We start from the raw sequence: 24,030 nt of genomic DNA, 5'->3' as shown, positions 1-24,030 counted from the left end.
GTGGCCATAACCGGAATATTTACACTATTCAATCCAGAAATCCCAATGAAATCAGACGCATATTTTGCGGATCGGCGGGTAGCATGATTCGACCGATTGCCACTGATTGCGCGCCGCTCCGAACCGGTGCGCGGGAGACCTGCGATGACGGACCTGTCGAACGGAATCGACGCCACGCGGCACGCGAATCTCGCGCATGCCGACGCCGACCCCGAAGAAACCACCGAATGGCTGGAAGCGCTCGACGCGGTCGTCGCGCACGTCGGCAAGGATCGCGCGCAGTTCCTGCTCGACCGGCTCGCCGCGCACGCGCACGCGAACGGCCTGGCAGCGGCGCGCGGGTCCGTCACGCCGTACGTGAACACGATCGCCGCGCACGACCAGCCGCCCTACCCGGGCGATGCCGAGCTTGAAGAGCGGCTGTCGGCCGCGCTGCGCTGGAACGCGCTCGCGATGGTCGTGCGCGCGAACCGCGCCTACGGCGAGCTCGGCGGCCATATCGCGAGCTACGCATCGGCGTCCGACCTGTTCGAGGTCGGCTTCAACCACTTCTTCCGCGCGGCAACGGCCGAAGCCCGCAGCGAAAACGCTGAACGCGGCACGGGCGGCGACCTCGTCTACTTCCAGCCGCATTCGTCGCCCGGCGTTTATGCACGCGCGTATCTCGAAGGCTTCCTCGACGACGAACACCTGAAGCACTACCGCCGCGAAATCGCGGGGCCCGGCCTGTGTTCGTATCCGCACCCGTGGTTGATGCCCGACTTCTGGCAATTCCCGACCGGCTCGATGGGCATCGGCCCGATCAACGCGATCTACCAGGCGCGCTTCATGCGCTACCTGCAGCATCGCGGCCTTGCGAACACGGCAGGCCGCACGGTGTGGGGCTTCTTCGGCGACGGCGAGATGGACGAGCCCGAATCGCTCGGCGCGCTGTCGCTCGCCGCGCGCGACGGGCTCGACAACCTCGTGTTCGTGATCAACTGCAATCTGCAGCGGCTCGACGGCCCGGTGCGCGGCAACGGCCGCGTGATCGACGAGCTCGAGGCGCTGTTCGCAGGTGCCGGCTGGAACGTGATCAAGGTGTTGTGGGGTTCCGACTGGGATCCGCTGTTCGCGCGCGATCATGCGGGCGCGCTCGCCCGCGCATTCGCCGATACCGTCGACGGCCAGTTCCAGACCTTCTCCGCGAACGACGGCGCATACAACCGCGCGCGCTTCTTCAGCCGCGATCCGGCACTCGACGCACTCGCCGCGCAGCTCACCGACGCGGAAATCGACCGCCTGCGCCGCGGCGGCCACGACGCGCGCAAGCTGCACGCCGCGTATGCGCGCGCGCTCGCCCACCGCGGCCAGCCGACCGTGATCCTCGCGAAGACGATGAAGGGCTACGGCATGGGCGCAGCCGGCCAGGGGCGCATGACGACCCATCAGCAGAAAAAGCTCGACGTCGACGACCTGAAGGCGTTCCGCGACCGCTTCCGGCTGCCGCTGTCGGATCTCGACGTCGAGCAGCTCACGTTCTACAAACCAGCCGAAGACAGCCCCGAGATGCGCTACCTGCACGCTCGCCGGGCTGCCCTGGGCGGCTATCTGCCCAGAAGGCGGATGGTGGCGTCGGAGGGGCTCACCGTCCCGCCGACACCAGCCTGGGGTGCGTTCGCGCTGAACGCGGCGGGCCGCGAGATGTCGACGACGATGGCGCTCGTGCGCATGCTGGCCGCGCTGCTGAAGGACCCGGCGCTCGGCCCGCGCGTCGTGCCGATCGTCGCGGACGAAGCACGCACGTTCGGCATGGCGAACCTGTTCCGGCAGGTCGGCATCTATTCGCCGCTCGGGCAGCGCTACGAACCCGAGGATCTCGGCTCGATGCTGTACTACCGCGAGGACACGCGCGGGCAGATTCTCGAGGAAGGGATTTCGGAAGCCGGTGCGGTGTCGTCGTGGATCGCCGCCGCGACCGCGTACAGCGTGCACGACCTGCCGATGCTGCCGTTCTACATCTATTACTCGATGTTCGGCTTCCAGCGCATCGGCGACCTGATCTGGGCCGCTGCCGACCAGCGCTCGCGCGGCTTCCTCGTCGGCGCGACGTCGGGCCGCACGACGCTCGGCGGCGAGGGGCTGCAGCACCAGGACGGCAGCAGTCATCTCGCGGCGTCCACGATCCCGAACTGCCGCGCGTACGATCCGGCGTTCGCGTACGAAGTCGCGACGATCGTCGATGCGGGGATGCGCGAGATGGTCGAGCAGCAGCACGACGTGTTCTATTACGTGACCGTCACGAACGAGAACTACGGGCAGCCGTCGATGCCCGACGACGATCCGGCCGCGCGACGCGAAGGCATCCTGAAGGGTATGCACCGGCTGCCGTCCGACGCGAACGCCACCGCGCGCGTGCAGTTGCTCGGCGCGGGCGCGATCCTCGGCGAAGCGCTCGCCGCGCAGCGGATGCTGAAGGACGACTGGGGCATCGATGCGGCCGTGTGGAGCGTCACGAGTTTCAGTGAGCTGCAGCGCGACGGGATGGAAGCCGAACGGCTGTCGCGGCTCGGCGACGCGGCGATCGAACCTTATGTCACGCAGCAGCTTGCCGCGACGCGCGGCCCCGTGATCGCGGCGACCGACTACGTGCGCGCGGTGCCCGAGCTGATCCGCGCATACGTGCCGCGCCGCTACGTGACGCTCGGCACCGACGGGTTCGGCCGCAGCGATACGCGCGAGGCGCTGCGCGCGTTCTTCGAAGTCGATCGGGCGAGCATCGTGCTCGCTGCATTGAAGGCGCTTGCGGACGAAGGCGAGATCGATGCGCAGATCGTGCGCGATGCGCGCGAGCGGCTCGGCAAGACCGAACAGCAGCCTGGCGCGGCGCCCTGGCAGCGCTGAGCGGTACATCGTTCGACTTTGCTCGGCCCGGCCGGGCGGCCGCACGGCTGCCGCCCGACAGGCGGGCATCCCTTTCCGCATCGCCGGCGGACGAACCGCGCACGCGCGGCGTGCTTCGACGCATGCCGCTCATCCGCTGAAGTCGCCTTATCTCGATCGGCGCATCCGTCGGCCACATCTTCGCCGGTCGCACACGTCTACAACGGCGGTGCATGTCCGCTTACCGACACCGGCGCATCCGCCTGCCACATCTTCGCCGGTCGCACACGTCTACAACGGCAGCGCATGTCCGCCTACCGACACCGGCGCATCCGTCGACCACATCTTCGCCGGTCGCACACGTCTACAACGGCAGCGCATGTCCGCTTACCGACACCGGCGCATCCGCCGGCCACATCTTCGCCAGTCGCAGGCGTCTACAACGGCAGCGCATGCGTCGACAGAATCTCCTTGAGCACCATGAACGAACGTACCTGCCGCACCCCGGGCAGGTACAGCAGTTGCTCGGCGTGCAGCCGGTTGAAGCTGTCGTTGTCGCGCGTGCGCACCAGCATGAAGTAGTCGAATTCACCGGTCACGACATGGCACTCGACGCATCCCGACACTTTCTGAGCGGCCTTCTCGAACGCGGCGAACGCTTCGGGCGTCGAGCGATCCAGCACGAAGCCGATCACGACCAGCATCCCCGCACCGAGCGGCTTCGGATCGAGCAACGCGACGATGCCGCGGATCAGCCCCATTTCCTTCAGCCGCTCGACGCGCCGCAGGCACGCCGGCGCGCTCAGCTTCACCTTCGCCGCGAGGCTCACGTTGGAGATCGACGCGTCCTGCTGCAGTTGCCGCAGGATCGCGCGATCGATGCGATCGAGCGCCGGTGCGGCGTCGGCCAGCGATGCGCTACCTCGATCTAATTTCATTGCGCGATCTTCCTTATCGACGAATCAAAATTGTTTGTCTCTCCCACATACCATCGATAACGTAGGCCATCTCTATTTACTTCGCAAGCTCATTTCGCGCGCTTCTGCCTATCATTTTTCTCGTCGGGACATGCCTTGCCGGCTGTGTCCGAACGATCCGATTTCCCGCCCACCGCTTTCCGGAGCACGCCAATGAACCTGCAACGTTTCCCTCGTTATCCGCTCACGTTCGGCCCGACGCCGATCCAGCCGCTCAAGCGCCTGAGCGAGCACCTCGGCGGCAAGGTCGAGCTGTACGCGAAGCGCGAGGACTGCAACAGCGGCCTCGCGTTCGGCGGCAACAAGACGCGCAAACTCGAATACCTCGTCCCCGACGCACTCGCGCAAGGCGCCGACACACTCGTGTCGATCGGCGGCGTGCAGTCGAACCAGACGCGCCAGGTCGCGGCTGTCGCCGCGCATCTCGGGATGAAATGCGTGCTCGTGCAGGAACACTGGGTCAACTATGAAGACCCGGTGTACGACCGCGTCGGTAACATCCAGCTGTCGCGGATGATGGGCGCGGACGTGCGGCTCGTGTCGGACGGCTTCGACATCGGCATTCGCCGCAGTTGGGAGGACGCGATGGAGAGCGTGCGGCAGGCGGGCGGCAAGCCTTACCCGATTCCGGCCGGCTGTTCCGAGCATCCGCTCGGCGGGCTCGGGTTCGTCGGCTTCGCGGAAGAAGTGCGTGCGCAGGAAGCACAACTCGGATTCAAGTTCGATTACGTCGTGGTCTGCTCGGTGACGGGCAGCACGCAGGCGGGAATGGTCGTCGGCTTCGCGGCCGACGGGCGTGCCGACCGCGTGATCGGCATCGACGCGTCGGCGACACCCGAGCGCACCCATGAACAGATCACGCGCATCGCGCGGCATACGGCCGAACTGGTCGATCTCGGTCGGCCGATCACGAACGCAGACGTCGTGCTCGACACGCGCTATGCCGGGCCGGAATACGGACTGCCGAACGATGGCACGCTGGAGGCGATTCGCCTGTGTGCACGACTGGAAGGCATGCTGACCGATCCCGTCTACGAAGGAAAATCGATGCACGGGATGATCGACAAGGTACGTCGTGGGGAATTCGAACCGGGATCGAAGGTGCTGTATGCGCATCTCGGTGGCGTGCCGGCGTTGAGCGCGTATAGCGAGATTTTCTGCAACGGGTGACGCGCACCCCGATATCGACGCGGCGCGCGGTCGATCGCGCCGCGCCGTTCTACGCCGATCTGCGAAGCCAAACGCAGCCGGCACAAAAAATCGTGCAAAACTGACTGATTTCGCACGTGCGCTAGTACTTGTTCAATATTCACGCGTGAAACCGTTTCGTAATATCCCCGCCTATACCAACCGATCGGCTCCAACGTCCGAGACCGGTCCTGATTTCCTATCCGGGGTGGGATATTCGTATCGTTCGTCACATTCAGGTGCCCGCATTCGCGCGCAAATCGGCAACCGTCTCCGGCTCGCACGCGAGTGCGCCACGCGCAACCGCAGGTACCTTCTCCCGCTGCACCGCACGCACCAGTGCTCATGCATGGCGCGTCATGACGGGACGCAGCCTGATCGGCTGTGTCGCCACCACGCTGCTGCTCCCCGGCTACGCGTTCTCGCAGATGCCCAGCGCGGGACAATCGATGCGCGACATCGAAACCGTGCGCCCGTCACTACCTGCGGCCACCGGCCCGAAGATCGACGTCGCGCCCGCCGAACCCGAGCCCGCTGCGAGCGATGAAACGGGCCCGCGCGTCACGGTCAGCGCATTCGTCATCGACGGCAATGCGGCCATTCCGGCAGCGCAGCTCGACGCGCTGCTCACCGATCTCGTCGGCCGCGACCTGAGTTTCAACGATCTGCAGCAGGCCGCGGGCAAAATCACGACCTACTACCGCGAGCACGGCTACGTCCTCGCCCGTGCCTATCTGCCTCGTCAGGACATCGAACGCGGCGTCGTGCGCATCGCCGTCGTCGAAGGCCGCTACGGGCAGATCGAACTGCACAACCGCACGCGCGTGCTGGACCGCGCGCTGCGCCAGCCGCTGACGTCGCTGCAACCCGGCGAAATCGCGCACGGCGGCCGTCTCGAACGCAGCCTCACGCTGCTGAACGAGATGCCCGGCGTCGATGCGAAGGGCACGCTGCGGCCCGGCGCCGAGCCCGGCACGACCGACCTCGTGATCGACGCCGACCCGGCCAGGCTCGCCACCGGCTCGATCGAGCTCGACAACTTCGGCGATCCGCTGACCGGCCGCTACCGCGCAACCGGCAGTATCGACGTCAACGCGCCGCTGCGCGTGGGCGATCGCTTCTCGTTGCGCGGCCTGACGAGCAACACGAATCAGCACTACTACCGCGCGTCGTATCAGGTACCGGTCGGCCCCGCGTCCACGCGTGTCGGCATCGCGTATTCCGACATGAACTACCGGATCGGCGGCAGCCTGAAAGCGCTTCGCTACCACGGCGGAGCGGACGTCCGCTCCGCATTCGTCACGCAGCCGCTGCTGCGCAGCCGGCGCACGAGTGTCGATGCTCAGGTTACCTACGAAAACAAGCACCTGCGCGACGTGTACGGCGTGTTCGACGTGGTCGGCGACAAGACCGTCGATCTGTGGTCGTTCGGCGTGAGCGGCAACAACCAGGATGGTTTCGACGGCGGCGGCCGCACCGGCTTCTCCGCGACCGTCGGCATCGGTCACCTCGGCGGCAACGATCCGCTCGACATGGACTACTACGTCCATACGCTGGGCCAGTTCGCGAAGCTGAACATCAATGCGCTGCGGTTGCAGGCGCTCGGCCCGCGATTCCAGCTCTACACCCAATTCAGTGCGCAACTGTCGTCGCGCAACCTCGACGCGTCGGAAAAATTCAGCCTCGGCGGCCCGTACGGCGTGCGCGCGTTCGCACTCGGCGCCGGCAGCGGCGACCAAGGGTGGCAGGCCACGGCCGAACTGCGCTATCTCGCCGCACCCGGCTGGCAACTGAGCGCGTTCGCCGACACGGGCCGCATCCAGCTCAGCAAGCAGCGCTGGTCGCGCGAGCGCAACACCGTGCAGCTGTCGTCGCTCGGTATCGGCGCGAGCTGGTTCGGCTCGCGTCATCAAGTCAGCGTCACCGCCGCGCTGCCGGTCGGTTACGCCGATCCGGTCGCGTCGGCCACGCGCTCACCGAGTGTCTGGCTGCAGGCCGCCCAGTATTTCTGAGCGGCATTCGACGAGCGGCCCGCCAGGCATGGCAGGGCCGCAAGTAGCGCGGGCGGCGTAGCTGCCCGCACCGTCGGAAGCGTGCAAGTCACGCATTTCCGTCTTCACCGCTTCGTTAGGTATACGTACCAATACGAAGCCATATCCCAGTACTTTTTCCAGAGGAAAAAACATGAACAAGACCTACGCACTGGTCTGGAACCAGACCCAGGGATGCTGGAGTGCGGTCGGGGAAACCGCGCGCCGCCGCGCCAAACCCGGCAGCGCCAGGCGCGTCGCCGCCGCCCTCTCCCTGCTCGGCATCGTCGCCCTGCCAGCCTTCGCGCTGCCCACCGGCGAGAACATCACGTCCGGCAAGGCCGACATCATCCGCGAGAACGACGGCAAGTCGATGTCGATCAACCAGCACACCGACAAGCTCATCACCAACTGGAACGACTTCAACATCGCCGGCAACGAGCGCGTGTCGTTCCATCAGCCCGGCACCACGTCGATTGCCCTGAACCGCGTGGTCGGCAACAACGGCAGCCAGATCCACGGCCGGCTCGACGCCAACGGCAAGGTCTTCCTCGTCAACCCGAACGGCGTGCTGTTCGGTGCCGGCGCGCAGATCAACGTCGGCGGCCTCGTCGCATCCACCCGGAACATCGCCGACGCCGACTTCCTCGCCGGCAACTACCGCTTCTCGGGCAACTCCACCGCATCGATCGTCAACGACGGCCACATCACCGCCGCCGACGGCGGCAGCGTCGCGCTGCTTGGCGCACGCGTGTCCAACAACGGCGTGATCCAGGCCAAGATGGGCCGCATTGCGCTCGGCGCGGGCAACACCTTCAAGGTCAACTTCGACGGCAACGACCTGCTCAGCCTCCAGGTCGAAGGCGGCGCGGTCGATGCGCAGGCCAACAACGGCGGCCTGCTCAAGGCCGACGGCGGCGAAGTGCTGATGACTGCACGCGCCGCTGGCAACCTGCTGAACGCCGTCGTCAACAACACCGGCACGATCGAAGCGAAGGGGCTCGCCAGCCACGCCGGCAAGATCACGCTCGATGGCGGCACCGTCCTCGTCGGCGGCAAACTCGACGCGAGCGCGGCCGACGCCGATGCGCCGGCCGGTGCCGTCGTCACGCGCGGCGAACAGGTTCGTGTCGCACGCGGCACCACGGTCGACACGCGTGCGGGCAACACCGCCGGCACCTGGACCATCGAAGCGGCCAATGCAGGCGTCGCAAACAACAAGACCGACAGCCTCTATCCGGCCGGCGCATCGATCGACGCCGACACGCTGTCGGACAACCTCGGCACCACCAACGTCGCACTGACGAACACGCAAGGCGATCTCACCGTCGGCGGCCCGGTCGCGTGGGACAGCGATCGCGCGCTCACGCTCACGTCGCAGAAGGGGAACGTCGATCTGCAGCAAACGGTGTCGTCCGCCGGCGCGAACGCGAGCCTGAACGTCAACGCCGCCGACAGGATCCGCATCAACGATGCGGTCAAGCTCACCGGCCGCAACGCGCACCTCGAACTCAATTCGAAGAACGGCCATACGCTGAACAACGGCGCTGCCGTGACGCTGTCCGGCGACAACGCGTCGTTCCGCTCGAACGGCGAGGACTACAAGGTTCTCCATACCATCGCCGACCTGCGTAACGTCGATGCGAACCGCGGTGGCCGCTACGTGATCGGCAACACGATCGACGGCGCGAACACGAGCCTGCGCAGCATCGGCGGCGACCAGGCGTTCTACGGCGTGTTCGACGGCCTCGGCAACACGGTGACACGCCTGCGGATTTCCAATCCGGGCCAGACGGCCGTCGGCCTGTTCTCGCACAACGCCGGCCGCATCGCCAACCTCAACCTGAGCGACATCGTGACGACCGCATCGGGTCTGCCGTATTGGCAAACTTCGGTCGGCACGCTCGCCGGCAGCAACTCGGGCACGATCTCGAACGTGACGGCCACGAATGTCGCGGTCTCGGCCACGGGGCCGGCGATCATCGGCGGTCTCGTCGGCTCGAACTATGGCGGCACGATCGAACACGCCAAGGTATCCGGCCGCATCGAAGGCGATCGCTACGCGTACGCGATCGGCGGCCTCGTGGGCGAGAACCTGACGCTGCTGAACAAGCCGCCGGTATCGGCAACGATTCGCGACAGCCATGCCGACGTCCGCATCGACGCCGCGCACGATGGCGCCACCGGCGGCCTGGTCGGTCACAACACGGGCATGATCGAGCGCTCGTCGAGTGCGGGCTCCATCAACGCGACGGCCGCCAACGCGAAGGTCGGCGGACTCGTCGGCATCAACGACGGCATCGTCAAGCAGTCGTCGTCGTCCGCGATCGTGACTGCGCGCAACAACGCCATCGCAGGCGGGCTCGTCGGCCTCAACCTGGCCACCATCTCGGAATCGCGCGCCGGCGGCAAGGTGAGCGTCGGCGAGCATAGCGTCGCGGGCGGCCTCGCGGGCGTGAACCTCGGCGACATCGACTCGTCCACGGCCGACGGCGACGTGTTCGCGGCCGCATCGAGCACGATCGGCGGCCTCGTCGGCACGAACAGCGGTCGGATCCGGAAGTCGCAGGCCAACGGCAACGTGACGGCGGGCAGCAAGGCGGTGGCCGGCGGCTTTGCCGGCTACAACGACGGCGACATCGACGCGTCGACTGCGACGGGCAACGTCGTCACCGGCGCCGACAGCCTCGCCGGCGGCTTCGTCGGCCGCAACGGCACGGCGGGCCGCATCCATGCGTCCGACGCGCAAGGCCATGTCCGGGCCATCGGCAAATCGACGCTCGGCGGCTTCGCGGGCTCGAACGACGGCTTCATCGAAACGTCCCTGGCCAGCGGCAACGTGGCCGGCGACCACAACGCCACGGTCGGCGGTTTTGTCGGCGTGAATGCCGGTCGCATCGAGGCATCCGACGCATCCGGCGACGTAGCGGCGGGCGACAACAGCACGGTCGGCGGCTTTGCCGGGACCAACGCCGGCACGCTGGATTCCTCCAACGCATCAGGCAATGTCGCCGCGCTGGACAACAGCTCGGCAGGCGGTCTCGTCGGGTACAACGCGGGCCGCATCCTCACGTCGAGCGCCAAGGGCAACGTGTCGGCCGGGTCTTCGAGCCGTGCAGGCGGCCTCGTCGGCCGCAACTTCGGGACGATCGCCGATTCCCGTGCTACTGGCTTGGTGAGGGCGGGCGACTTCTCGTCGGTCGGCGGCCTCGTCGGCAGCAGCGAGAGAGGCGACATCGTACGGTCGACGGCGTCGGGCGACGTCGAAGCCGGCATGCAGAGCAATGTCGGCGGCCTCGTCGGCATCCTGACCGGGAATATCGACCAGTCGCGCGCGACGGGCTCCGCCAGGGGCGGCGACGCCAGCTACGTCGGCGGCCTCGTCGGCAACAACGGCGGCACCATCACCGCGTCGTCGTCGTCGAACGGCACCGTATCCGGCGGCCGGTACGCGCGGCTCGGCGGCCTCGTCGGCGGCAATTTCGGCCGCGTCTACGGCTCGTCGAGCACCAGCCGCGTCGACGTAAAGGCTGGCTACGACCAGTTTTACGGCGCGCTGGTCGGCCTGGACTACGGCCTGGTGAAGCCCTGAGCGTGAACCCTGACGGTTCCGGCTGCGCCGCCTGAACGGCAGGCCGGATTCCGTCGCCTGTTACGAGTGGCCTGACCGCTCGTCGCCGGCGGCCGCGAGGCCGTCGGCAACCACCCGCCGGCCGATCGGCCTTCAAGGTCGGCCGGACTTCCAAAAGTCAACCAGGATGACCGAAGGATGAACAAGACCTCCGCAACAGCCTGGAATCAGGCCCAAGGATGCTGGAGTGCCGTCAGGGAGACCGCGCGCCGACGTACCAAACCCGGCAGCGCCAAGCGCATCGCCACCGCCCTCTCGCTGCTCGGCTTTACCGCGCTGCCCGCCTTCGCGCTGCCCACCAACGGGAACGTCACCGCCGGCAACGCCGACATCTTTCGTGAAGACGACAACAGGATCCGCGCGTCGACGTTGAGCAGTCGTCTGCATCTGGTATCTGTTATCCGGTCCAGCCTTATTCCACGGTCGGCTTGAACACCGGCAAGATCGGCGGGCAGTGGCGCAACGGCCCAGTCAGCTGGCGATAGCCTGTTGAACGCGTTGGGCTCGTTGGGCTCGTTGGGCTCTACATGACGGCACCCGCTCATTTCAAGAGCGGCTGCTGGAAAATCGATGACGGGCGGCATAATCAGAGCCGTCAGTCAGTATGCCAACCCCGTGGCGGCTTTAAAACGATATCGCCTTCGAGAACCTGTATTCGCGTTCCGTTCACTGTCGAATTCGGTTCGCACACCAGAGGCGCTGACGCGCTGCCATAAGTCCTGAGTCAGTCCGCGAAGGATATTTGCCGCCGAGGCCAATCGTCACTTGCGTGATCTTTTCGGCGCCGCCGAACTTGATTTCCTTGTCCCCCCCCGTTGGGCGACAGCGACACCATCGGGTTCGCCATTTCGTACCTGCCGCTCGTCAGCTTCAGCGATTGCGCAAGTGAGACGTTGACATCGGCGCTCGTCGACCAGATGCGAACCGGCAGCGACTTTTCGAACTTGCGTTGCGTGTAGTCGGTCGCCTGCAGTTCTTCCGTGCCGTACCACGTCGAGCCGTCCGGCTCCGACACGAAGATGCCGTCGTTGATCTGCGCGGTCAGCGTGATCTTCTTCGACACCGGGTCGGCCTGCGCCGTGTGTGCCATGCCGGACAGTGCCGCGGTGACGCCCCTTGCCAGAACGAGTTTGCTGAGTTTCCTCGATGGATCTCCATTTAAAAGATTGACGCCACGGCCGTGGCACGACCGGCCGTCGAACGATCGAATCCGGCGTTGCGCCGCGCGACCACGCGATCGCGCCCGTCTCCGTGCGACGCGTTTGTTTTCTTTTAATGAACGCGCCGCTGCCCGAATTGGCTTCGGGTCATTTCCCTCCTCGCACGGACCGACATCATGTCGACCTGTCCGGCAGGAGACGCATCAATCCTTGACGAACGCCGCGCCTCCTCGATGGCCGATCCGCTCCAGCGCGTGTTCGATCGTGCCCCGGAACGCGACCCAGTGCGATTCAAACGCCGCGGCACCACCCGAGTTCACAGTCGCTTCCATCTGAGCGCACGCGTCTCGCGCGACACTGTCGCCGGCCAGTGCGAAACCGCCGCGCATCGAGTGCAGTTCTATCGCAAGCGCGTTCGTGTTGCCGCTCGACAGTGTCGCCTCGATCGCACCCAGCGAGCGCAGTGTGGCTTCGCGCAACGCGTGGCGAATTTCATCGGTTACGACCGGCGCCGGCTCACACGCTCCGGATTGAGCATGCTCCGCCCGCGCGCCGCGTTGTCCCCCATGCCGCTGCAATGCCGCGTCAAGCACATCGATCGACAACGGCTTGAGCACGACTTCCGCCACCCCGACCTGCGCGCAGCGGCGACGATCTTCATCGGTCGCATGCGCGGTCATCGCGATCACCGGTACCGTTGCGCCCTGCTCGCGCAGGAAATTCGCCAGCGCGAAACCGTCGAGCTGCGGCATGCTGAGATCGGTCAGCACGACGTCGAACGGATGCACGAAGTACGCGCGCATCGCTTCGACGCCGTTCTCGACGATCGTCGCGTCATGACCGAGCGCGTCGAGCTGATCCCGCAGCAGCACACGGCTGGCCGGGTGATCCTCGGCCACCAGCACGCGCAGCGGCTCCGCGTCATCGTGCCGATCCGGCGTTTGCGCGGCATACGCCGCATCCGTGTCGGGTTCAGTGCCCCGCCAGCCGGCCGGCGCGTCGGGCAGCGGCAGTCTTGCCACGAACGTCGAACCCGCGCCCACCCGGCTCTCGACCGCAAGCTCCCCCTGCATCAGCCGCGCAATGCGGCGACACAGCGGCAAGCCGAGCCCGGTGCCGCCGAACCGACGATAGATCGATGCATCGGCCTGCATATAGACGTCGAACAACGTCGGCAATGCGTCCTCGGGAATGCCGACACCCGTATCGCGCACTGCGATTTCGACGCCGCCCGCACCGGTGCCACCGCCCGCGAGCCGCGCGTCGATCGCAATGCCGCCACGCTCCGTGAACTTGATCGCATTGCCCACGAGGTTCGACACGAGCTGGCGCAACCGCGTCGGATCGCCCAGGTAGCCGTCGGCCAGTTCGGGCGCGATACGGCATTCGAGCGCCAGCCCCTTCGCTTCGGCGAGCGGCCGGAAGATCGCCGCGACCTCCTTCAGCACGCGCCGCAGGTCGAACGGCATGTGCTCCAGCGCCATCTGGTTCGATTCCGCCTTCGACAGGTCGAGCACGTCGTTGATCACGCGCAGCAGCGCGTCCGACGACGACACGATCGTCTTCAGGCGCTGCCGCTCGACCGCAGGCAGGTCGGCGCGCTCCATCAGCTCCAGGTTGCCGACGATCGCGTTGAGCGGCGTGCGGATCTCGTGGCTCATTGTCGCGAGGAACGTCGATTTCGCCTTGTTGGCGTAGTCTGCGGCCACACGCGCTTCGCGCAGCTTGTCTTCGGTCAGCTTGCGTGCGGTGACGTCGGTCAGCGTGCAGAGCAGAACGTCGACGCCGCGGAATTTGGTGCGGACGACGTGCGCCGCGAGATACGTCGTGTCGTGACCGGCGCGCTCGACCGCCAGTTCCTGCTGCATGACGAAGCGCCGCTCGCCCGTGCCTGTCTGCTGTCGCTCGCGGCAGGCCTGCCAGATACGCTTGCCGAGCGGGAGCCCCGATGCGCCGTCGTCGTACGCGAGCGCGGCGTCGTTGCGCACCATTGTTTCTCCATCGGCCGCCGATAGCAGCAGCAGGCCGGCCGGTGCGGTGCGAATCAACGTCCGGTTGAACGCCTCGCTTTCGATCAGACGGATCGCGCGCCGGTGTGCCGGGCGCAGCGCACGACGATCGAACGTCACGATCGTGATCCACAGCGTCACGACGGCAAGCAACGCGGCCCCGAGCGTCACGCTCACGCCGACAGCAGTCGCCCTCGCCACGCTTCGCCACGAGAAGGTGGTTGCTATGGTCAGGCTGGTATCGGGCAGGCTGTCCATGATCGCAAACCGCATGCCTATCCGGCGTACGACGACATGCTTACCGGACTGCGCACCTGCATCGGCCATCGCTCGCTCGATCAGTGCTGGATCGCGCAGCCGCCCGAACACGACACGGCCACGCTCATCCAGGACTGCGACGTCCTCGTCGTCGGACTGCGGCGACATGATGTCGTCGAGACGGAACCGGCCGTTGAAGACGAGCCATCCGAACGGGCGACCGTCCGCGTCGTCGAGCCGCCGTGCGAACCGTACGACGGTGCGCCCGACGATCGGGTCGTAGCGACGATCGAGCATGAATGTCGCGCCTTGCATGTCCGGCTTCTGCTTCGTTGCGCCGGTGGGCATCAGGCTGTCAATCAACGCCCGCAGGTCGGTGTCGGGTGGCAGTGCCCGCGCGCGCGCGACGACCCCCGCCCCCAACACACCAAGAAACGGTCCATCGAGCCCGATCAGGTAGCCCCCGATCGGCTCGGCGTCCGGCGGATTCAACGGGTAGCGCGCGCCCCGGTCGATTTGCCCAAGTACCGCACCCAGATATCGGCCATAGGATTCGGCCGGTCGGGTCGTCGCCACCTCGGCCATCGCGAAAAACGGCGTCCCGCCGCCGGCGTTGCCGGCGGCCAACCGGCCGTGTTCCGCCGAGAATGCCCTGAGCGCATCCAGCGGAGGCTGTGCGCCCTTGCGCCACAGCAGTTCCGTGCGGGTCCCGAGCATCATCAGCATGCGGTCCGCAGTTTGCAGGCTTGCGTAGAACTGCGTTTCGCGCTGAAGAAACGTCGAGCGTGCCCGTGCCAGACTGTCCTGGATGTCGAGCCGGATAACCAGCGCCGCGCAGACGGCAATGAACGCAGTGACCGCACAACCGCCGCCGTACAGCAGCATCTGCTGCTGCCGCCGGACGCGCCCGGGATCGAACGGCTTGCGGCCCACCGCGGCCGCATGCGCGAGAAGTCGTTTCAGTTTTGCGGGCATGGATCGTTTTCGTTAGCGCGGAACGAGGAAGGCACACCCCTGCGCGTCGGGCACTTCGCACGCCGCTTGCCCCGACGTGCATGCCGAGCGGACGAATCGCACGCAGTCGCGCGATGCGATCGTCGATGCATTCGGCGCGGTCACGTTCAGCGCCGGCTATTCGCTTGTGGCCGGCGCATCGGGCGCCGCCGAGTCGACCAGGTTGCCGTCGCTCGCATAGCGGATCAGGTCGGCGTCGCGCACAATGCCGAGCTTCTTCATCGCGCTGGTTTTCTGCGAACTGATCGTCTGCTTGCTGCGATGAAGCTGCGTGGCGATCTCGCCGACCGTATAACCGGCACCGAACAGGCGCACCACTTCGATTTCGCGCGTCGTCAGCGGGCGGGCCGTATCGGACGTGCCCGTCGACTCCAGCAACTGCTTGATATGCGGCGACAGGTAGTTGGCGCCGACATACGCCGCGTGGACCGCGCCGACCAGATGCGAAATCGCATCCGACTTGCTCAGGATGCAGCCGACACCCTGCTTGCGAATCGCATGCAGCACGCTCGGGTTGTCGATCATCGTGATCGTCACGAGCTTCAGCGCCGGATAGCGGCGCTGCAGAAACGACAGCAGCACGAGCCCGTCGCCGAATTTGCCGCCGGGCATCACGTAGTCGACCACCAGCACGTCGCTCGGCTTCTCGTCGAGCGCTGCCACGAGATCGGTCGAATTGGACACGGAGTCGACGAGCCGGATCGTGCTGCTATCGGCGAGCGCCTGCGACATCCCGATCGCGGATGACGGGTGGTCGTCGGCCACCATCACGCGCACAAAGAATTCATCCATCGTCCCATTTCTCCCCGAGGCTTTTGATCGCGCATCCGCCAACAGCCGCAGGATGCGGGCCATCCAGTCGACAGGCCGTCGATTCGACCCGTCGCATTCGACACATCGAAGAATGCAAGCGCGACTCGATTTTAAGATAAAACGAGTGCAAAACCGTAAGCATTGGCCGACAGGTCGAAGCAGGCTGCATGTCGCGTCGCCCCGTGGCATGCCCAGCATGGGCGCGCCGGCCGAACATGAGCGGGTGTTACCGATCGGCATGCACTTCCGGGCCGGCAGCACGCATGGTGATCGGGACACACGCCGACACATAGGTCGGCTTCCCGGACCTGAACGCCGCATCGCGCGTCGCCCCGCCCCATCCCCTGCCACCGCAACCACTCGCGCAGCAGCGAGCCTGCCGCGCATCGACCGCTTGCCCGCATCCGGATCGTCGTTATGGTCTGTGGGCACCTTCGCCCGATTCGCCCCGTTCCTCGACTGCCTGCTTCCATTCGCTGATCGCGCGCCGCTTCTGCACGGGCGACATGATCAGGAATTCGTTCATCCTGCCGAGAAAGTCTCTTCTGGATTTCTCGGGAAGCGTGGCGAAATCGAGCAACATTACGAAGACTTTCACCATGTAGCGCACGGTCTTCCCCTTTTCTCACCTGATTGATCTGCGCCACCGTTGCCGATGCGTCGCGCTGCCTTCCATTCTTCGGACCTCGTCGTCACCGCCCACGGCCATCGACACGCGTTCATGTCATGCCACCGTGTGCGAAGCGCGCGACGTCCGGTTCTTGTATTCCCGCTCCATGCCCCGGCGCACCACGCCGCCGAGCGATGCCGGCCAATGCGCCGCGCAGATGCGCGAGGGTCACCGGTTTGGTCAACACGCAGCCGACTCCTGCGTCGGCATACCGCTGCCTGTCGACAGGCGCGACATGCGACGCCACGACCATCACGTCGCAGCCCGTGCCGAGATCGCGCACGGCATTCGCCAGCGTGCAGACCGACATGTCCGGCAGACTGGCATCCGCCAGCAGCACGTGCCACGCGCCGGTGGCCAGCAGGTCGAGCGCCGCTTCGGCCGTACCCGCCGTCTGCACCTCGCAGCCCAGCACGTGGAGTTGCTCCCGCAAGAGCGTGCTGCCGACGGAATCGATGCCGGCGAGCGCCACACGCACCGCGCGCGGACGAACGGCTTCCACATGCGTGCTCGCCGACCGTTGCGCGGCAACGCCGCCGGTGTCGGCCATCGCCTGCGCAAGTGCGGCCTTGAAGCCACCCAATGCATAACTCGACACGCGTATCGTCCTGCCTGCCCGATACGCTTGCGGCGGGCCGTCCGGCGTGGCGAACACGACAAGGCTGTCGCCGCCCAGGCTGTCGAGCTCCGCGCGCGACCAGGCATCCGATTCGCCGAACAGGACGATCGCGACGGCCCGCGCACGACGGTCGGCCGGAATCCGCGCCGGGCGCTCGTATGCGTCGACGTCGAAGCCCCATGTACGCAGATGCGGCAACGCGAAGCGCTGCCATTCCGTACGCGCAACGACGATCAGCGGCGTGCGCGCGCGGCGCGCCGGATGCGTATCGAGCGGCACGACCGCCATCCCGAGCGGCACCGTCAACGTGAAGCGGCTGCCGGCGCCCGGCACGCTCGCCACGTCGATCCGTCCGCCCATCGCGGCCGCGAGACGATCGCACAGCGCGAGCCCGAGCCCGGTGCCGCCGTAGCGGCGTGTGATCGACGCGTCGACCTGCGAGAACGCCTTGAACAGCTTGTGCCGATCGGCGCCCGCAATGCCGATGCCGGTGTCCTCGACGGCGATCGACAGCGCGGCGTCGCCGCATCCGTCCAACGCAACCGACACGCGCACGAGCACATGCCCGCTGGCGGTGAACTTGATCGCGTTGCTCAACAGATTGCCGAGCACCTGCCCGAGCCGGGTCGGATCGCCGCGCATCCGCTGCGCGTCGCTCGCATCGATATCGGCGAACAGCGGCAACCCTTTCGCTTTTGCGACGGGCGCGAACGCCGCCAGTTCACGCTCGATCACCGTGATCACGTCGAACTCGATCGACTCGACCGACATCGCACCGGCCTCGATCTTCGAGAAATCGAGGATGTCGCTGACGATCGCGAGCAGGCCCTCGGCCGATGCACGCAGCGTCTGCACGCGGCTCTGCTGTGACGCATCGAGCGCCGTGCGCCCGAGCAGTTCGAGGTTGCCGAGGATCACGTTGAGCGGCGTACGGATCTCATGGCTCGTCGCGGCAAGAAACGACGACTTGGCCGCATTCGCCGAATCGGCCGCGCGCACGGCCTCCTCGAGCTGATGCACGAGCCGGCGCTGCGCGGTCGTGTCGGCAAAAGTCGCGATCAGCACGTCCTCGCCCTGATAACGCGCGCTGTGCGCGATGATCTCCAGATGCAGCGGCGCGGCGCCGTGTGCATCGAGCACGAGTTCGGTCATCATCGTCCGACCCGCGCCGCCGTGCGCGATGAACGCGTCGTATTGCTCGAGCACCTGCGCGCTCAGCGCATGGTGATCGCCGCCGTGCGGCACGAGCATCTGCGCCAGCACGTCGCTCGCGAGCATCACGCGACGATCGGACAGCGACACGAGACCGATGCCGACCGGTGCCATCGCGATCACGCTGCGACACAGCGCCTCGCTCTCGAACACGCGGGCCGAACGCGCGTAGACCGGCACGAGCACGCGCCGGTGGAATCGCACGAGCAGCAGCCACATCACGACGATCGCAACGAGCGTCGACGCCGCGAGCGCGCCTGCCTGCACGCCGATGCCGGCCGCCACGTCGGCCCACGACAGCACATAGGCGATCGTCCAGCCGGTCGCCGCAAGGCGGGAGCGGAACACGATCGCGCCGTCGCGAAAGAGCGGCTCGCCGGCTGCCTGGCCGCGCTGCGCGACATCGAGGTTCAGCAAGCGCTCGGTCAGCGCATTGGTCCGCTCGACGCCGGGATCGATCGCGATCAGCCGGTTGTCCGCCGACACGACGAAGAACACGCCGGCCGGGTTGCGTTCGGGCAGCCACGACAACAGGTATTCCGGGGCGTATTCGGTGACGAGTACCGCGAACGGCAGGCCGCCGGCGCGCGCTTCGGCGGCGATCCGGATGCGCGCCTGCCCCGTCACGGGATTGATGTAGGGCGACAGCCAGCGAACGTGCGGCCGACCGTCTGTCGGTGCCGGGCCGTCGAAATTGACGTGCAGGGCCGCGAGGACACGCGCGCGCGCCTCGGCCGTCGCGAGTGCGGGATTGTCGCGCGCCAGATGCGGTACGAAGCCGAACACCCCCGTGCGCGTACTGTAGTGGTAGCCCTCGAGCGTGCGCCCGCGATTGAGCGAACTCGCCGCGCCGATGCGCGACAGCAGGAACGACAGCGCGAGATAGCGCGCCACCTCGTCGCGCTGCGCGGTTTGCCCCGGCACGCCGACCACGAGCGACGGATACGGCTTGATCGCGAACTGCTGGCCGTTGGCGAAAAACGCGTTCACGACGTCGGGAGGCGCCGCGCCGAGTTCATGCCAGACCAACTGTGTATTCGCGACGCCGTTGCGGAACGACGTCTCGGCCACCTGCACCTCGTCGACGGCTTCCTCGACGCCGTTCAGGAAATTACGCCGCTCGGCATCCAGATAGCCGTAGACGATCGACGTGATCCCGAGCCCGCAGGCGATCAGGATCAGGATCGTGACGACGATGCCGCCCCCGAACATCGAAATGCTCTGGTAGCGGCGAATGGACTGAAGCGTGCTGTATGGCATGACTCGACGTGACGGCGCCCGGGATGCGGACATGCGGCAAATTCCCCGCCGGGCTGGGCGTCACGATGGATACATTCGGGATAGCGATATCCCGATCATGCCAAACGACACGGTGAAAATCAGTCGTGCATTATCCTTTTAGTACACGTCCGATTTGTTTTTATGCTTGTTTTGAACTCGAACGAATCTTCGCGGCGAAATCGCACACGACGTGCTGTCCGAAGTCACGAGATCGCTCAGGTAAGCGGCGCCCTGCGCGCCGTAATCGTTCGCCTGCTGCACGAAGCTCGCGCCGGTCAACGGGTACGTGAAGATTGGCGACTGCGTCTGGTCCTTCACGTAGATCCACGACAGCGTGCTGCCGAACACTCGCCCGCCCTTCGCGCGATAGCCCTTCGCGCCTTCGCTGTTGGCCTGCGCGATGAAGTCGCTGACGTTCGGTTCGTCGCGGCCCCGGTCACACCCGCGTTCCGGCCGGCTTCGTCACCATTCCGCCGCAGCCGGCGACGGACGCGCAAAGCGCTGCAACCAGCGCAGCTTGAGTGAGACGTTGGGAAAGAATGGCCTTCGTGTCGTTATCGATCGATAGCGTCGTTGTTCGGCTTATGGTTCGTGCGAACTTCGATAAGCCATCCGGCTGGCGCGCGATGGTGGTCTCCCCGCGGCTGCCCCCGTTGCTTCAGGCCCGGTCGGTAGTACCAGTACGTCTGCTGCCAGACGCCGTAGTACGGATAACCCGAAACCAGTAGCCGTGTGCGCACCCGGCTCGCGCACGGCGAGGCGAATACAATTCGCCAACGCCGACGCGCAGTCCAAGGCTCTCTCAGGCTCTCTCTTCGAATCGTTCTGTCACGTGCTGCTGCCGCTTTTCGCTGGGCCGACCGCGGTCGACACCGGCCTCCAGACCTGACGCGACAAACAATAGTGACGTGGTGAGCAATAATAATGGAGAAATATGGCATGTCAAGGTGATTCGTGATTTCAAAGTTTGCGTATCACGTCACTTTTGAATATGCTCTTCGTCGCGAAAACCCAGGAGACCCCTTCGAGATGTCCACCAGCGAGCAGGCCAACGCCGATCTCATTACCGCCACCAAGGTGCACGATCTGCTGACGCGCAACGGCATTCCGCCGCGCAGCCACAACACGACGATCGCGAACGTGCTGGGCCTCAGTTTCTCGGTCGTCACGCGCAAGATGAAAGGGCTGATTCCGTGGAACCTGTCGCAGTTGCAGGACATCGCGACGCACTTCGGCGTGCCGCCCGCGATCCTGCTCGACGACAAGGGCACGCAGCCGGCCGCCGCCGAGATGATCGACGCGACGCTCGTGATCGAGTCGCGCCGCTTTCGCTGCCGCGCGGCGATCTCGGCGAAGGCCAGCAGCCAGATCGAAACGGATTTCGTCGCGCTGCAGTGGCAGGGCGAATGGATCGTCACCGAACGCCAGCACGCGCGCGAAGGCCGCACCTATCCGGTCGATGTCATCGAACTGCGCTCGAGCCAGCCGACCGTCTATGCGGCTCGGATCGCCGTGGTCGACGATTCGCAGGACGTCGCCGAAACGGTGTGCGAGTACTTCATCGAAAAAGGCGTGAACGCGGTCCCTTACTATGACGGCGCGTCGTTCCGCAAGGCGCTGGAAGTCGAGGATTTCGACGGCTACATCCTCGACTGGATGCTTGGCGACCAGACGGCCGCCGAGCTCGTGCGCGGCATCCGGTCAAGCGAGAACGGCGGTGCGCCGATCTTCCTGCTGACCGGCAAGATCTCCACCGGCGAAGCGAGCGAGGACGAGATCGCGCACATCGTGTCGCACTACAACGCGCGCTGCGAGGAAAAACCGGTGCGCCTGCCGATCCTGTTCGCCGAAGTCGCGCGCGAACTGAAGATCGCGCTGCCGGCCGGCCCGGCCGCCGCCGCCGCCGCGAGCTGAGACCACAACAAAGACCGACCATCACACGAACACGAACACGAACGAGGAAACACATGCGAATTTCGACGATCTGGATCAAGAGCCTGGTCACGGCCGGCCTGCTCGGCATGGCTGCCGCGTGCTGCGCCGCGTCGTTTACGTTCACCGTCGACGGCAAGATCGGCCGCAGCAACCAGCCCGGCAAGACGACCTTCGTCTTTTCCGAGCAGGCGCTGATGGCGCTGCCGCAGCACACGATCGTCACGTCGACGAGCTGGACGCCGAAGGCGACCTTCACCGGCCCGCGCCTGTCCGACGTGCTGAAGACCGTCGACGCGCAAGGCACGCAAATCGAGTTCCGCTGCATCGACGAGTACACGTTCACGATCCCCGTGTCGGATGCCGACAAGTACGGCGTGATCCTCGCGCGCACGATGAACGGCAAGGTGCTCGGCAACGACAACTACGGGCCGCTGTGGATCATGTATCCGCGCGACCAGTATCCCGACGAGCTGAAGACGCCGCTCGGCGAAGCCAAGTTCGCGTGGCAGATCATCGGCCTGACCGTGAAGTAAGCGCGCGACATGAAGCGCGGGCGGTGGAAGAACAGAAAAGTCATCCTGGTCCTGGGATCGCTGTGGATCCTGGGATTCGCCGCGTGGGCATTCCTGCTGTGGGACCTGCTCGCGACGTCGGTCAACGAGGGCGTGCTCGAAGGGCCGCGTGAAGGCGTGTTCTGGACCGCCGCGCAATACCGCAACGTCTACACGCGCTTCGACCGCCAGCTGATCCTCTACGCGACGCACGTGGACGACGACTACGACCACGTGCAGATGCAGCTCGACAGCCTGTCGGTGTCGTTCGGGTTCCTGCAGCGGCCGTCGGAGGTATCCGAATACTGGCTGCGCATCCCGCGCGCGCGCAAGGAGATCGCGGTGCTCGGCGAATTCATGGCGCGCCTGAAGCAGGACGTGCCGCGCTTGCACCATGCACCGAACGATGCGCCGCGCGTGATCGACGAGGTCAATGCGTACTGGCCGAAGGTCAACGGCCTCGCGAACTACTTCCGCGCGATCGAGATGGCGCAGCGCGACTTCACGTTCCATCAGCTGAAGGAAAAGCAGCGGGCGATCCTGTCGCTCGGCATCATCCTCGGCGTGATCCTCGGCGCGCTGTTCCTGCTGCTGTTCTATACGATGCGTACGCGCGACGACCTGCTCGAGCGCCAGGACGCGGCGCTGGATGCGGAGCGCAAGGCATCCGATCGCGCGTTCGAGATGATCGAGGCGAAGAACGCGTTCCTCGGGATGGTCAGTCATGAGCTGCGTACGCCCTTGCAGGCGATCTGCGGGTCGATCGAGATCCTGCTCGCGCGGCCGCAGTCCGACGCGAACCTGAAGACGATCCGGCGGCTGCAAAATTCCGCGTCGTCGCTTGAAGCGCTGGTCAAGGACCTGACCGACTACATCAAGCTGCGCTCGACCAAGCGCCTCGCCGAAACCGAGACGGTCGGCATGGCATCGCTGCTCGCCGAGGTGATCGATCCGCTGCGCGAGAGGATCGCGGCCAAGCGGATTGCAGTTTCGCAGCAGGTCGAGCCGCATGATCTCGCGATCCGCTCCGATCGCAAGCTGTTGCGGCAGGTGCTGTCGAACCTGATCGAGAATTCGGTGAAATACACCGTCGACGGATCGATCGACGTATCGATCCTGCTCGTCGACGCGCCGGCCGGCCGGCAGCTGAGACTCGCCGTGCGGGACACCGGCGCAGGTATCGCGAAGCAGCATCTGTCGAAGATCTTCGAGCCGTTCTATCGCGCGAACGACGCGGTCGGCCTGCATGTGGACGGGATCGGGATGGGGCTCGCCGTCGTGCGCGAGATCGTGACGACGCTGCGCGGCCATGTGGACGTGCGCAGCACCGTTGGCGAAGGCAGCGAGTTCGTCGTGACGCTGCCGGCCGAAGTGCCGGATGCCGGCGAAACGGCCGGCGACGCGCCCGCATGGCCGGCTGCCGCCGCGCATCGCAACCGCCGCGCGCTCGTGGTCGACGACAACGACAACGCGCGCGAAACGCTCGGCGCAATGTTGTCGGCGCTCGGCCTCGACACCGATCTGTGCGGCACCGGACAAGAAGGCGTCGCCCGTTTCGGCGAAGCGCATTACGACCTCGTCGTGCTCGACCTCGAGCTGCCGGACCTGAGCGGCTTCGAAGTCGCTCATCGCATCCGGATCGCCGCGCAACCGGACAACGACGGACGGCTTCCGTCGATTCTCGGCGTCAGCGCGTACGAATCGGCCGCGCTGCGCGAGAACCAGCGGGTGTTCGACGAATTCCTGCCGAAGCCCGTTCATCTGCGCGAACTCGGCGCGCTCGTCGAGAAGCTGCTCGGCTGAACGCGGCCGAAATGCGG

14 protein-coding genes and 1 pseudogene are annotated in these 24,030 nt (G+C 66.1%); 8 read left to right on the top strand and 7 right to left on the bottom strand.

The genetic code is table 11. The features are described from left to right. Positions 1-144 precede the first annotated feature (144 nt). Positions 145-2,883: an alpha-ketoglutarate dehydrogenase gene (gene mdeB, locus AC1Z3W_RS02845; RefSeq protein ID WP_057926347.1), complete on the top strand. Its 2,739-nt coding sequence runs from the start codon at positions 145-147 to the stop codon at positions 2,881-2,883. Positions 2,884-3,299: 416 nt separating this feature from the next. Here mdeB and AC1Z3W_RS02840 read toward each other — a convergent pair whose 3' ends face one another. Then, the gene (locus AC1Z3W_RS02840) at positions 3,300-3,800 is read right to left on the bottom strand and encodes an Lrp/AsnC family transcriptional regulator (RefSeq protein WP_057926346.1); all 501 of its coding nucleotides are present in this window, start codon (positions 3,798-3,800) and stop codon (positions 3,300-3,302) included. A gap of 192 nt (positions 3,801-3,992) precedes the next feature. On the opposite strand from AC1Z3W_RS02840, the gene AC1Z3W_RS02835 reads away from it, so the two are divergent. The 4 genes from AC1Z3W_RS02835 to AC1Z3W_RS02820 all read left to right on the top strand — a co-directional run bounded on the left by AC1Z3W_RS02835 (position 3,993) and on the right by AC1Z3W_RS02820 (position 11,120). Further along, on the top strand, positions 3,993-5,009 hold the full coding sequence (locus AC1Z3W_RS02835; RefSeq protein WP_057926345.1) for a 1-aminocyclopropane-1-carboxylate deaminase: 1,017 nt from the start codon (positions 3,993-3,995) through the stop codon (positions 5,007-5,009). A 377-nt stretch (positions 5,010-5,386) separates the two neighbouring features. Beyond that, entirely contained in the window at positions 5,387-7,039 is a 1,653-nt protein-coding gene (locus tag AC1Z3W_RS02830) for a ShlB/FhaC/HecB family hemolysin secretion/activation protein (RefSeq protein ID WP_260428283.1), read from the top strand. A 172-nt stretch (positions 7,040-7,211) separates the two neighbouring features. Then, positions 7,212-10,649: a GLUG motif-containing protein gene (locus AC1Z3W_RS02825; protein ID WP_483506925.1), complete on the top strand. Its 3,438-nt coding sequence runs from the start codon at positions 7,212-7,214 to the stop codon at positions 10,647-10,649. 177 nt (positions 10,650-10,826) lie between these two features. Next, positions 10,827-11,120 carry an ESPR-type extended signal peptide-containing protein gene (locus AC1Z3W_RS02820; RefSeq protein ID WP_057926342.1) on the top strand — a complete coding sequence of 98 codons (294 nt, stop codon included), beginning with the start codon at positions 10,827-10,829 and terminating at the stop codon, positions 11,118-11,120. Positions 11,121-11,412: 292 nt separating this feature from the next. Here the strand turns inward: AC1Z3W_RS02820 and AC1Z3W_RS02815 are convergent, their stop codons facing one another. From AC1Z3W_RS02815 to AC1Z3W_RS02790, 6 genes and pseudogenes are all read right to left on the bottom strand, one after another. Next, entirely contained in the window at positions 11,413-11,778 is a 366-nt protein-coding gene (locus AC1Z3W_RS02815) for a fimbrial protein (RefSeq protein WP_260428284.1), read from the bottom strand. Between the two features lie 273 nt (positions 11,779-12,051). Continuing rightward, on the bottom strand, positions 12,052-15,090 hold the full coding sequence (locus AC1Z3W_RS02810; RefSeq protein WP_483506923.1) for an ATP-binding protein: 3,039 nt from the start codon (positions 15,088-15,090) through the stop codon (positions 12,052-12,054). 156 nt (positions 15,091-15,246) lie between these two features. Next, positions 15,247-15,921: a response regulator gene (locus AC1Z3W_RS02805; RefSeq protein ID WP_057926340.1), complete on the bottom strand. Its 675-nt coding sequence runs from the start codon at positions 15,919-15,921 to the stop codon at positions 15,247-15,249. 436 nt (positions 15,922-16,357) lie between these two features. Continuing rightward, the gene (locus AC1Z3W_RS02800; RefSeq protein WP_244104882.1) at positions 16,358-16,543 is read right to left on the bottom strand and encodes a hypothetical protein; all 186 of its coding nucleotides are present in this window, start codon (positions 16,541-16,543) and stop codon (positions 16,358-16,360) included. Positions 16,544-16,661: 118 nt separating this feature from the next. Further along, positions 16,662-19,703, bottom strand: a complete 3,042-nt coding sequence (locus AC1Z3W_RS02795) for an ATP-binding protein (protein ID WP_082664672.1) — start codon at positions 19,701-19,703, stop codon at positions 16,662-16,664. Positions 19,704-19,841: 138 nt separating this feature from the next. Further along, positions 19,842-20,138: pseudogene (locus tag AC1Z3W_RS02790) on the bottom strand (hypothetical protein); the annotation flags it as partial. A gap of 615 nt (positions 20,139-20,753) precedes the next feature. Here AC1Z3W_RS02790 and AC1Z3W_RS02785 point away from each other — a divergent pair. From AC1Z3W_RS02785 to atsR, 3 genes are read left to right on the top strand one after another with little or no spacing between them, the layout of a single operon-like run. Further along, positions 20,754-21,638, top strand: coding sequence for a response regulator (locus tag AC1Z3W_RS02785; protein ID WP_124833946.1), 885 nt, complete (start codon positions 20,754-20,756; stop codon positions 21,636-21,638). A 53-nt stretch (positions 21,639-21,691) separates the two neighbouring features. Further along, a complete protein-coding gene (locus AC1Z3W_RS02780) occupies positions 21,692-22,192 on the top strand; it encodes a putative pterin-binding protein (protein WP_057926335.1) in 501 nt (166 codons plus the stop codon). Between the two features lie 9 nt (positions 22,193-22,201). Further along, a complete protein-coding gene (gene atsR, locus AC1Z3W_RS02775; protein ID WP_483506920.1) occupies positions 22,202-24,013 on the top strand; it encodes a hybrid sensor histidine kinase/response regulator AtsR in 1,812 nt (603 codons plus the stop codon). Positions 24,014-24,030 lie beyond the last annotated feature (17 nt).

The sequence above is a fragment of the Burkholderia sp. 10_S31 genome (assembly GCF_056930375.1).
This window is presented reverse-complemented; position numbering and strand designations above follow the sequence as displayed.